The sequence below is a fragment of the Streptomyces olivochromogenes genome, from assembly GCF_001514115.1.
Taxonomy (GTDB): domain Bacteria; phylum Actinomycetota; class Actinomycetes; order Streptomycetales; family Streptomycetaceae; genus Streptomyces; species Streptomyces olivochromogenes.
This window is the reverse complement of the sequence record NZ_KQ948504.1, coordinates 6461-18062: the sequence shown is the minus strand read 5'-3', so window position 1 is coordinate 18062 and position 11602 is coordinate 6461. Positions and strand designations below refer to the sequence as shown.

Here is an 11602-nt window from a genome sequence, read left to right as displayed (position 1 = left end):
TTGAGTGTTCTCACCGAAGGTTGGCCGGGCGGGCTTTGCCTCATCGAAGGTGGAGTGGCCAGGGCAGGTCGGCGAGGCGCGCACGGCGGGCGCCGCGTGCGGTGCGAGGAGGTCTCCGGGTTTCCGCCCGTCCGGTCTTCATGCGAACCGGCGCACAATCTTGGGCGAGACGCTCAACCTTCGCGACAAGAGGTCAGCTGTTCACAACCGTCGCCAGACTGCCAGCAGCACGAGAAGGGCGCAGACTGCTCGCTATCGCCTGCGTGCCACGCTGGAGGAGCTTGCGCTGATGTTAGGGGCATGGCTCGCAGGCACACGCCCGCTCCCGGGCTCCGGCTCGTACTCGGCGAACACAAGTGCTGGCGCAGCAGCCATCACAAGCGATGCGTTGGCCCCAAGTATGAGAGCCAAGTAGACCCAAGGGGTGGCCGTTCCTGTCTTGCGGTACGCCTGGAGAGTCAGGGATGGCAGCCGGGCCGCGCACAGGGCCGCGGCTACGAGGTACATCTCGGGGCCGCGGAGGTACTCATGCAGCAGTTCCCCATATCCCTTCTCCGGGGTGCCCATCCATCCCACCAGTAGTGGGGTGGTCAAGGCAAAGAAGGCCTCGCATAAGACCCAAAAGAGGAGGGCGCGCAGGACGACTACCTTCGAGCTGACGGCGAACACGCTGCGTGTATGGTTGCTCACCCGTCACAGCATGCCCCCCCTGCGGCAGCCCTTACAACGTGACCTCTTGTAGCGAAGGTTGAGCGTTCTCGCCCAAGATTGTGCGCCGGTTCGCACGAAGACCGGACGGGCGGAAACCCGGAGACCTGACCGCTGATGGTCGCGTGCCGGAGAACGCCTGCTGCGCTCAGTTCGCCGGGAACATCATGAGGGCGTGGCCGACAACACCTTGCACCTGAAGTACGAACAGATCGACCTGCGCACGTCGAACCTGTCCGGTGCCCTGCTGGGGCTCTCGGACAGACTCCGGGCCTTCGCTCGCGGAACCGTTCTGTACAGCGGTGATGAACTGTTCGACAGGGCGCAGGAGATGAACGCGATTGTGGCGCGATGCGCCGCGCTGGACGCAATGCGTCAGGCATACCGAGACCTGGTGCCGGACGTCCCGGAAGATGGCTGACCAGCCTTCTTCAGCACTGGTCAAACTTCAGTGGCAATTGATCAAGGTTCACTGTCAACGGACATCTGGAACGCGGCGAGCGTCGGCCTGCCCGGCGGCCGCCAGCAGTTCCCGACCTGTGCCCACGTCGACAAGATCGGTTGAGGGAAATACATCCGCTCGCTGCTCGGGTCGACGTACCCAGTACGGCAGTGAAAGCGTGAGGCCCTACGCACGCTGGTCAGTCCGCGGGGTGTTGGCCGAGTGGCCGGCCCTTGTCGGCCTGCGCCGTGAAGAGGGCGGCCACCTCACTGTCGCTCGTGAAGGAGGGTCCCTGCCAGGATGCCGGGGCGGGAGCGGCCTCCAGCTGGATGTCGGCCCCGAACGATCGGGCCACATCGAAGAGCGCCTGCAGCGTACGGACGGCCGTCAGATTGAGGGCACCGATGAAGGTGCTCCAGGTCTGAGTGTCCGGGTCGTACGACGATACAGAGCGAAGCGCGGCCAACTGCTCACGCCAGCGGGTGTCGTCGGCGCGCGCTGCTTGGATCGTGATCTGGAGCAGCCAGCGGTCGCTCGTGTGCGGGGTCGGTAAGGAAATCATGCTCCGACCGTAGGGGGCGTCTCTGACAGCGGGCGGGCGCGTCTATGCGCTGCGGTCGCTGGGCGTGCAGCTGGCCTGCCAGCCAGTCTGTGGCGAGGTCGACCATACGGCCACGGCCTTCGCGTCGCCCTTGCCAACTACGGAAGCTGCTACATCCCATGCAGCGCCTTCGGCCGCCGAGCGGCAGCAGCTATTGGGTGATCGCGTCGAGGAGCTGCGGGCCGTTGTTGCGTACGTTGTTGACGGCCGTGGAGACCGGCCGGGCGTCCAGGTGGCCGTCGGCGGGCTGGGTGAGCAGCGCGCGCAGTTCGTCGGGGTCCTGGTGGTGGGGGTCGAGCCAGGAGTCGTAGTGGTCTGGTGTGAGGGCGAGTGGCATGCGGGGGTGTACACGGCCTGCGGTGTCGGTGGCTTCGGTGGTGATGATGGTGCAGGTCGTCAGCCAGGCGGCGGGGTCGTCGTCCTGCTTGACCTCCAGGTTGCGCCAGTACTCGTACAGGCCGGCGAGCGCCATCACCTGCTGGTCCTCGGGATGGATGAAGTACGGCTGCTTGCGGGTCTTGCCCGTGTCGGGGTCCTTGGCCTGCTCCCATTCGTAGAATCCGTCGGCCGGCAGCAGGCAGCGGTGTTTGGCGAATGCGCGGCGGTAGGCGGGTTTCTCGTGCACGGTCTCCACCCGCGCGTTGATCATCCGCGCGCCGACTTTCATGTCCTTCGCCCAGGACGGCACCAGGCCCCAGCGCAGCGGACGCAACTCCCGCTCCGCCGCGGTGGCATCGGTCTGGCCGCGCGGGACGCGCTCGAGGACGGCCCACACGTTGTTGGTCGGGGCGACGTTCCAGTTCGGCGCCAGCGCCTCCTCGGCACGCCAGTCGGTGACCTGGAAGAGCTGGACCAGATCCTCGGGACTGCGGGTGGAGACGTAACGGCCGCACATGACACCACTGTGCCACCGGCGGCACCGGCGGCACCGACCGCAGCGCCGTTCGATGGCCCGTGTCGGGCCGTGCACGTCGGCGTTGCAAGGCAGTCCCGAGGCTGACTCCAGCGGTTGCGTGAGTAGCCCGCCGATGAGGTACCGGGCGTCCCTTTACAAGGCGGCCGCGGAGCACGGCCTGGAAATCGTCATGGCCGTCTGCCGGAGCTTCGCCCTTCACCGCGAACCGGTGGGCAAGCGCATCACCGCAGCCGTTGTGCTGGCCGACGACCCAGGCGGACACCGCGGCCGGCCCCCGGTTGTGACTGGAATGGTGTGCAGCTGGCCGCATCGTGTCCGTGCCGACGGGTGCGCCGTTGACCGCGGTGATGTGGGCCGTGTAGCTGTGGCGTCAGCCCCGCGTGCTGCTCTCCCAGCGATGCGGGGCCGCACCTTCCCGGTTGCACCGGCCGGTGGGCATGGCCCCCCGGGCGTCCCGCGCCGGCATGCCCGGGGGCCGGTGTGGCCGCCTGCTGCTCCTGGCGGCCGCCGGGCGGCCTCACGACCCGTTTGCGGGCTCAGGCGCCCGAGGACGCCGAGTTTCGCGAACGTCTGCAGGCGCAGGTCCTCAAGCGTTCAGAGCGCGAGTAGCCAGCAAGATCAGTCGCAGGGCTGACCGCGGTCCCATTGATCCCTGGCCGGATCCGGGGGATGTCGGTTGCTTCGACCAGGTTTCGGTCAAGGTGCGTTGAAATCCTGCGGTGGGCAGCGGCTGATGGGTCACACTCGGGCGCGGAGGGGGGAATGCGCGCGGTAGGAGGTCGGCTACCGCGGCGTCCCGAGGTGCGTGCTGTCCTGGGGAGGGCGGCGGGCGGATCGGTGGGGGGATGCGTGACGCAGTCACTTCCGGGGCAGCGCCCTGTCCAGACGCGGGCGTCCGGCGGCCGCGGGGGGCTTGCGGTGGCGGTGATCGGTGCGGGCCCCTATGGGCTGTCGGTGGCCGCGCACTTGCGGCGTGCCGGGGTGCCGGTCCGGGTCTTCGGTGAGGTGATGGGCAGCTGGCGGCATGCCATGGCCACCGGGATGTTCCTGAAGTCGACTCCGGCAGCCACCGACCTGTCGGCGCCCGGGCCGGGTGGCCGGCTGTCCGATTTCCGGCGTGTGCACGGTGAGCCGGAGCTGACCGAGCTGACACCGATCCCGTGCGAGGTGTTCGTGCGTTACGGGCAGTGGTTTAAGGAGCGGTACGTCGGTGACGTCGAACCGGTGCGGGTCGCCAGCGTCGACCGGGCAACGAACACTGGCGGTTTTGCCGTACTCCTCGATGACGGGCGGGAGTTCGCGGCGGCGGCCGTCGTGGTGGCGACTGGCCTGAACGGACTAGCGCACATCCCCGAGGAGTTGCTGCACCTGGCCCCCGAGGGGCCGGGGGCCGGGGCTTTGGTGTCGCACACCAGCCATCACAGCGACCTGTCGCGGTATGCCGGGCAGAGGGTCGCGGTGATCGGCGGCGGCCAGTCCGCGCTGGAGAGCGCCGCCCTGCTGCACGAGGCCGGGACCCACGTGCAGGTGCTGGTACGGCAGCGGGCAGTGCTGTGGGGCACGATCCCGCAGCCGAGCCGGCCCTGGCCGCAGCGGCTTGCGAAGCCGGCCTCCCCGCTGGGGACGGGCTGGATGCTCGACGCGGTCTGCCGGACACCGGGCGGCGTACGGCGGCTGCCGGCCGCGACCCGCCTGCTGCTGTACCGCCGGGCCCTGGGCCCCTCGGGCGGCTGGTGGCTGCGCGACCGCGTCGAGGAGATCGTGCCGGTGCACACCTCCCGCCGCGTCGCTCACGCCGAGGCTTCCAGCTCCGCAGCCCGGCTGGAACTTGCCGGCCCGGACGGGCCGGACATCCTGACCGTCGACCACGTCCTGGCCGCCACCGGCTACCGCCTCGACATCGGTGCTCTGCCCTTCCTCACTCCCGCACTACGGCACGGCATCGCCTGCGTGACGGGTTCGAAGGCTCCCCGCCTGACCGGCGGGTTCGCATCCTCGATACCCGGGTTGTACTTCACCGGTTCGCTCGCCGCCCCGATGTTCGGGCCGATGATGCGCTTCGTCGCCGGAACCGAGTATGCCGCCGTTCGCATTGCCCGCGATGCCGTTCGACGGATCGGCACACGTTGAGCCTCGCGTCCCCTCTGGGGCCGCCCTCTGCTCAGCAAGGCAACGCAGCCGCTGCGGGCCGGCGACGTGTGCGAGCCTGATCAGGCGAAAGGCTGGCACACACCCGGCGCGAAGGTGGAGGACGCGATGCGTGAGGCGTATCACGCTGAGCTGGACGCAATCAGTGATGGCCTGGTGGAGATGGCCAACCTGGTCGGATCAGCGATCGGCCTGGCCACCACCGCTCTCCTGGACGCGGATCTGCAGCTCGCCGAGAGCGTGATCTCGACCGACGCCAAGGTCGATGACCTCCAGCGGGACCTGGAGAACCGGGCGATTGCGGTGCTGGCGCGGCAGCAGCCGGTGGCCACGGACCTGCGCCAAGTGGTCACCTCGCTGCGCATGAGCGCGGACCTGGAACGCTCGGGAGACCTAGCCCAGCATGTGGCCAAGCTGACCCGGATGAGGCATCCACAGCGGGCGGTGCCGCGCGATCTGCGGCGCACGGTTTTGGAGATGGGCCAGCTCGCGCAGCGCCTGATGGCGCAGGCCGCAGAAGTAATCATCACGCAGGACGTCAAGGCGGCACTCCAGCTCGAACAGGATGACGACCGCATGGACGAGCTGCATCGCGTGATCTTCCAGCACCTGATGGACGAGAAGTGGCAGCACGGGGTGGAGACGGCCGTGGATGTCACGCTGGTCGGCCGCTACTACGAGCGGTTCGCCGACCACGCGGTGTCGGTGGCCCAACGCCTGATCTACCTCGTCACGGGCGAGCACGCGGACGAACTCCCGCCGACAGCGCTGTGACCATGCACCTTCCAGGGATGAGTGCGTGCTCGGGCTCCCGGTTCGACGGGCTTGCGTTCGACAACGGAACCCCAAGGTCTCGCTCCTGGTGAGGTGCGGGTGGCCAGCCAGATACCCGCACGGGTTTTCGAGAGCGCGAAGGCTGCATAGCTGGCCCGGATGCCCGGGACGGCATCGTCGCCCCCGTACGGCCGACAGCGTGACCAGCACATTGCTCGTTGTGCGGGTGTGAAGAGCGAGCGGAGCGGTCCTGACCATGGTGGCAAGGCGGCGCTACGGACGCGCGCAGTCGGCCAGCTGTATGGGGCGAGGCCGCTGCGTCGCGCGCTGAGGTTCCACATCGAGGCTGTCCTCGCCCGGCGCCTTGGAGTGATTCCCCAGCCGTATGCCTCGGCCGACCTGGCGATGGCCGACGGGACCAGGCGGTGCGACGGCTGATGCCGACTCGTAGGCTGCCGACATGACTGAGATCCACACCCCGACGCCCCGCGACGCCTTCGAGCTGCTGCTGGCCGGTAACCAGCGCTTCGTCGCTGGCACCCCCGAGCACCCGAACCAGGACGCCACCCGCCGCGCCGAGATCGCACCGGGCCAGCAGCCCTTCGCCGTGCTGTTCGGGTGCTCCGACTCCCGGCTGGCCGCCGAGATCATCTTCGACCGCGGCCTGGGCGACCTCTTCGTGGTGCGCACCGCGGGCCACGTCATGGGCCCGGAGGTGCTCGGCAGCATCGAGTACGGCGTGGACGTGCTGGGCTGCCCCCTGGTCGTGGTCCTCGGCCACGACTCGTGCGGCGCGGTCGGCGCAGCGTGCGCCGCACTGGAGAACGGCATGACCCCGGCCGGATACATCCGCGACGTCGTCGAGCGGGTGACCCCCAGCGTGCTGGCAGCGAGGGCCGCCGGACACGTCGAGCCCGAGGAGATCCTCGCCGAGCACATCAGGCACACCGTCGACCTGCTGCTGGACCGCTCCCGGGTCCTCGCCGAGAAGGTCGACGCCGGCCAGGCCGCCGTGGTGGGCCTGTGCTACCGCCTGGCCGACGGCAGCGCGCAGCTCGTCGCCTCTCGCGGACTCGATGCGGCGGTCCCCGCCGCGTCCTGACCGCCCCGGTCGTGGCTGCTCAGCGTGATTTGCCGCCGTCGAAGGACTCTCGTCTACGTGGATGAGGAACCCATCGGGCTCACCGCTTTGATCATCCACGGAAGGGCCCTTGATGGCTCACGGAGCCGACCGCGGGCCCAGCACCGTCCCCCGCGCCGATCTGGCGCGGGCTGCGAGGTGTGCCGGGGATGGGGAACGGTCGTCACCGACGAGGGGCGGCACGAGCTGTGCCCGGTCTGCCAGACCGATGGCAGGCCAGGTCGGTGAGGAGGAGACCGCTGATCTTCGCCAAGCTTTTGGAGGAGGGTGGCAGCGAGGCGGTCTCCACGCGCGCTGTCGCCGCAGCCGCGGGCATCACGGCTCCCGCGCTGTACCGGATGTTCGACGACAAGGACGGACTCCTGGCCGAGCTGGCCGCCTACGGGTTCGAGATGTACTTGGCCGAGAAACGGGAGGCACTGGCGCTGGCCCCCGACGACCCGGTGGCCGATCTCTACCGCGGCTGGGACCTGCACGTCGACTTCGGAGTGCAGCACCCCGCGTTCTACATGCTCATGTACGGCACTGTGCAGCCCGGGCGGCGGCCCCCGGCCGCGGACGAGGCGCACGCCCTGCTGGTGAGACTGCTGGGCCGGGCGGCCGACGCCGGGCGCCTTCGGGTTCCCGTGGAGCAGGCGACCCGCGTCATCCACGCGGCGACAACGGGTGCCACGCTGGCGCTGATCGGCGAAGAGTCCTCGGAGCGGGACCTGGCCACTTCGGCACGGCTGCGGGACACCGTCATCGCCTCCATCACCACCGACCCGCCCGCCTCATCCGGGTCGGACCTGGCCTCGCGCGCACTCGCCCTCGATGCCGCACTTCAAACCGCGCTCACCACCGGGCCCCCGGCTGCGGGTGCCGGGGTGCCCCTGAGAGCCGCGGAGACGGCTCTGCTGCGCGAATGGCTCCAACAGCTGGCAGGCTGAACCGGCCGCGTGCACCGCAGCAGGTGCGCGCAGTCGGTTACGCCACCCGCGCGGTGGGCGTCCAGTCGCAGGGGCAGACTGCAAGGGACTTTGGGTGTGTTGGGCGTGTTGGTACCCCCGGCTATCCGAAGATGCGCAAGGGCGTCGAGATCGGCAGGTTCCCTGGGCCGTGGGCGCTTCGGCTTCGGCGGATCCGCCAGCCCCGAGGTCCCAGCGCGTTTGCCGGTGACTTTGGCCCCGCACCAGTTGGCCGGATGGTCATGACAGCCATCGCGACAGTGGCCCTCGGCTCCCGCACGTTCCTCGGAGCTTTCACCCTTGCTCGCAGAAGGCTCGCCCTCTTCGGGGGCAAGGGTGATGCCGGTGAGTCTGGGACCACAGATGCGGGAGCTTCTTGCTGATGAGGCATCGAGGCACGCTCTCCGTGGAAGGCGCTGTTCATGAGGCAAGAGAGGAGGCCAGTGACGGACTGGACGCTTGGTGAGGAATTTGAGACGCCTGAAGGCGTGGTGCGGTGGGGGACCTTGGGTCGCGGAGACCCGATCGTACTGGTGCACGGCACGCCGTATTCTTCCTTTCTTTGGCGGGACATCGCTCCGGCCCTCGCCCGCACCCGCAAGGTCTTCTTTTTCGACCATCTCGGCTTCGGCCAGTCGGACCAACGCGAGGGCCAGGACCTCAGCCTGGCGGCTCACGCGAGGAACTTTGCCCGGCTCCTCGACCACTGGGAGCTATCCGACCCCAGCGTGGTCGCCCACGACATCGGCGGGGCGGTGGCGCTTCGGACATTGCTGCTGGAGAAGAGGAGCTACCAGGATCTGACCCTCTTCGACGCGGTGAGCGGTGACGAGTGGGAGCGAGGGCTCTTCCAACTCTTCCTGGAGCACGAGGAGGTCTTCCAGAAGCTTCCCGGTTACGCGCATGAAGCGCTGGTCGCCAGCCACCTGCGGCACGCCACGCACGTCGGCTTCCGGCCGGGAGTTCTCGATGCGTTCCTCACACCGTGGCGAGGGGACTCAGGGCAAGCGGCGTTCTACCGTCAGTACAGCCAGATCAGGCAGGCGGACACGGTCGCGTACGAGCACTTGCTGGGCGGTATGTCGCTTCCGGTGCGGCTCGTCTGGGGCCGCGAGGACCGCATTCTTCCTCCGCGGTACGCCGAGTGGTTGCACGAACGCGTTCCGCACGCGGAGCTGCACTGGATCGAGGGCGCCGGCCACCTTCTCCAGGAAGACGCGCCGGGCCAGCTGTTGGCCTGCCTGACAGCCGGTTTCCCCTCGGCCTGAGCCGCGGCGCACGCGGTGGTCCTCGGCTGAGCGCTCCGGCCCGAAGGCACACGCGAGTCCAGTGCACTGTTTTCCCTCGTGCGGGGGCGGGCCGCGGTACTCACTGCCCCGGCGGACCCAGACGGGGCCCCTGATTCGTCAACAGAGCCAGTCCTCCCTTCAGCAGGAGAACGCCCACCTGTTGAGCCGCTCCAGCAGGCGGGAGAGGGGCAAGGCTGGTCGCCCGAAGGGCTCGCACTGTCCCGCAGAACACCGTAGACAACCTTGAGGTGACCCCTGTGCTTTTGGGGCCAGGCGTTGTTCGGTGAGGAAGGGCTCACCGTGGGTCTTCCCTCCGTACCTGCGGCGGCCCCTCTCGATTGGTCTCCAGACGCCCCGCCGAGCTCCCATCGGCCTCGACCGAGCTGTCGGGTGCTGTGCCTCCAGGAGCAAGCCGCGACGAGGATCCCAGTGAATGCTTTGGTTGCTGCGGTCAGTGCATAACCGCACTCCAATTTGGAAATGGTGCTGGAGAAATTCCCGTCGGCGTCCACCTAGTACTCCAGCCGCACTTCTGTATTTCTCCTGGTCAACGGCCTGGCGGTGGGGAGTGTAGCGAGGGTTTGGCATGGGTGGGACGGTCTTGGGCCGACCGTCCCACCAACGAGTGCCCGCGCCGCATGTAATGACAGCGTCGGGCACGTGCCTGGTGGCGACGCCGCCATCGGGACCAGTTCACCGCGTGGTCGCGGCGTGCAGGATGGCGGCCGGGTTGAGCTGCCAGCAGACGACGGATTTCGGCTGGCGTGAGGTCCACGAGGTCGGGTGTGTCGGCCTCGACACCCCTTTTTCGCGCTCCTGCACGGCCATCACCGCGAGGAACGCGTGGGCGAGCATGGCAAGCGTGATGGGCCGGTACCAGCCCACGTAGCGGCGGACCTCGTACTGGTCCAGGCCGCACTCATTCTTCGCGCTCTGGAAGCACTCCTCGATCTTCCATCGGCATCCTGCGACTCGGGCCAGGTCGGCGATGGTGGCGGCCAGTGGAGCGCAGGCGAGGTAGTAGGCGATCTCGTCGGGCTTGCTGATGCTGCGGCGGGCCAGTATCCACCGCTGCCGGGTCGGCTCGCCGCCGTCGGACTCGGCCACGGCGGGCAGACGGGCGGCGGCCCAGTCGTAGAACCGTTCGCCCTTGGCTCCCGGCCCCGCCGACAGACGCTGCCATGCCTCGGGCGGGGCCTGGGTGATGAGATGGTCGATGCGCGGGCCGTTCACCTGCTGCGACTTGGGGACGGCAACGACGTAGGAGAGCTTGGTGTCTTCCAGGAAGCGCCGGAAGCACGAGTCCTGTCCGTAGGCGGAATCCGCAGTGACCCAGGCGATGGGGAGCGGGGAGGCCAGGGCGCGCAAGATCATGTCGCGGGCCAGCTCGCCCTTGGTGGCGAAGGTGCGCTCGTCGGGGATGCGGGCCGCTCGGCAGCGTTCCCGGTCGCCTGTCCAGGATTTGGGCAGGTAGAGCTCGCGATCGATCAGGGCATGGCCGCGGGTGGTGGCGTAGGCGGCGAAGACGCCGATCTGGCAATTTTCTGTCCGCCCGGCCGTGCCGGAGTATTGGCGTTGCACCCCTGCGGAGGTGGTGCCCTTCTTCACGAAGCCGGTGTCATCGAGGATCAACACGCCGTCTGCACGGCCGAGTTGTTCGGCGACGTAGGCCTGCAGGTCGTCGCGCAGGCCGTCGGCGTCCCAGCGGCTGTGGGAGAGCAGGTGCTGCAGGCCGTGCGGGGTCGCGTGGCCGGCGTATTCGGCGAGCTGCCAGCTGTTCTTTCGGCCTACCGGGCCGAGCAGTCCGCGGACGTAGTCCCGCATCCGCCGCCGGGCTTCTACACGGCAAAAGCGGGCTCCGGTCTGCAGGAAGAGTTCTTCGAGTTCCAGGTCCCAGGTGTTCGTCGGTACATCGTGGATCACGACAACGGACTGCTCGTCGCACTGTCATTACATGCGGCGCGGGCACTCGTTGGTGGGACGGTCGGCCCAAGACTGTCCCACCCATGCCAAACCCTCGCTACACTCCCCACCGCCAGGCCGTTGACCAGGAGAAATACAGAAGTGCGGCTGGAGTACTAATACTGCAACGGTGTTTGTTCTGAGTGCTGGGCAGTTTTCAGTGATCTCCACCTGGGAGAGTATGGCGCCACTTGTAACTGCTTATCGCGCTCGAAGGAGTGCGGCCGGACGGGATGAAGGCGCCGAGTGGCAGGGCTATTACGAGAATCTCTATCACTTGGTGAAACGGAATCCGCCTGCCGCTGTGCGCAACCGACTTGAGCGATGGACCTTGAACGCCTCAGCTCCACCTCGCAATTGAGAAAGAGCGAAGCTACATCAAGCAACGACCCGGGGAGTATGGGTGCGCCGACGCGTCTGGGGGCGAGGTAAGGGTTGATGCAAGAGTTGGTTTGCGTGAGTGCTGTGCTTCGCCGGGAGGTTTGGGTTTAGAGGAGCTGTTGTGGGGGATGGTGCCGTCTTGCGTGGTGTGCGGCTGGGAACGGGCTCGGCGGCAGGGCGGAGCCTTGGAGGCGGGGGACGGTGGGGGAGCGTCATCGGTTAACGCGCGTGCAGCGGTCTTTGGTTGGGGTGGTTGTTGGCGGTGCGGTCGTCATCGCGGGTATCGGCTTTGC

At 68.2% G+C, this 11602-nt stretch carries 10 protein-coding genes and 1 pseudogene; 8 read left to right on the top strand and 3 right to left on the bottom strand.

Annotated features, from left to right (window positions below; translation table 11 throughout):
• Positions 1-883 precede the first annotated feature (883 nt).
• A complete protein-coding gene (locus AQJ27_RS50930) occupies positions 884-1129 on the top strand; it encodes a hypothetical protein (RefSeq protein WP_067385856.1) in 246 nt (81 codons plus the stop codon).
• A 220-nt stretch (positions 1130-1349) separates the two neighbouring features.
• On the opposite strand, the gene AQJ27_RS50925 is transcribed toward AQJ27_RS50930, so the two are convergent.
• The gene (locus AQJ27_RS50925) at positions 1350-1712 is read right to left on the bottom strand and encodes a hypothetical protein (RefSeq protein ID WP_067385853.1); all 363 of its coding nucleotides are present in this window, start codon (positions 1710-1712) and stop codon (positions 1350-1352) included.
• 190 nt (positions 1713-1902) lie between these two features.
• On the bottom strand, positions 1903-2646 hold the full coding sequence (locus AQJ27_RS50920) for an SOS response-associated peptidase (RefSeq protein WP_067385847.1): 744 nt from the start codon (positions 2644-2646) through the stop codon (positions 1903-1905).
• 169 nt (positions 2647-2815) lie between these two features.
• Between AQJ27_RS50920 and AQJ27_RS60070 the strand changes: the two are divergent.
• The 7 genes and pseudogenes from AQJ27_RS60070 to AQJ27_RS50890 form a co-directional block, all read left to right on the top strand.
• A pseudogene (locus tag AQJ27_RS60070) lies at positions 2816-2929 on the top strand (ATP-binding protein); the annotation flags it as partial.
• A gap of 656 nt (positions 2930-3585) precedes the next feature.
• On the top strand, positions 3586-4797 hold the full coding sequence (locus AQJ27_RS50915; protein WP_341866178.1) for an FAD-dependent oxidoreductase: 1212 nt from the start codon (positions 3586-3588) through the stop codon (positions 4795-4797).
• Positions 4798-4923: 126 nt separating this feature from the next.
• A complete protein-coding gene (phoU, locus tag AQJ27_RS50910; RefSeq protein WP_067385865.1) occupies positions 4924-5589 on the top strand; it encodes a phosphate signaling complex protein PhoU in 666 nt (221 codons plus the stop codon).
• Positions 5590-5748: 159 nt separating this feature from the next.
• Positions 5749-6027: a hypothetical protein gene (locus AQJ27_RS61165; protein WP_107120755.1), complete on the top strand. Its 279-nt coding sequence runs from the start codon at positions 5749-5751 to the stop codon at positions 6025-6027.
• Positions 6028-6049: 22 nt separating this feature from the next.
• On the top strand, positions 6050-6691 hold the full coding sequence (locus tag AQJ27_RS50900) for a carbonic anhydrase (protein WP_067385841.1): 642 nt from the start codon (positions 6050-6052) through the stop codon (positions 6689-6691).
• Positions 6692-6954: 263 nt separating this feature from the next.
• The gene (locus tag AQJ27_RS50895; protein ID WP_235614085.1) at positions 6955-7659 is read left to right on the top strand and encodes a TetR/AcrR family transcriptional regulator; all 705 of its coding nucleotides are present in this window, start codon (positions 6955-6957) and stop codon (positions 7657-7659) included.
• Positions 7660-8120: 461 nt separating this feature from the next.
• Complete coding sequence (locus tag AQJ27_RS50890) at positions 8121-8945, top strand: alpha/beta fold hydrolase (RefSeq protein WP_235614084.1); 825 nt, start codon at positions 8121-8123, stop codon at positions 8943-8945.
• Positions 8946-9659: 714 nt separating this feature from the next.
• Here AQJ27_RS50890 and AQJ27_RS50885 read toward each other — a convergent pair.
• A complete protein-coding gene (locus AQJ27_RS50885; protein ID WP_483027185.1) occupies positions 9660-10856 on the bottom strand; it encodes an IS701 family transposase in 1197 nt (398 codons plus the stop codon).
• Positions 10857-11602: the final 746 nt, after the last annotated feature.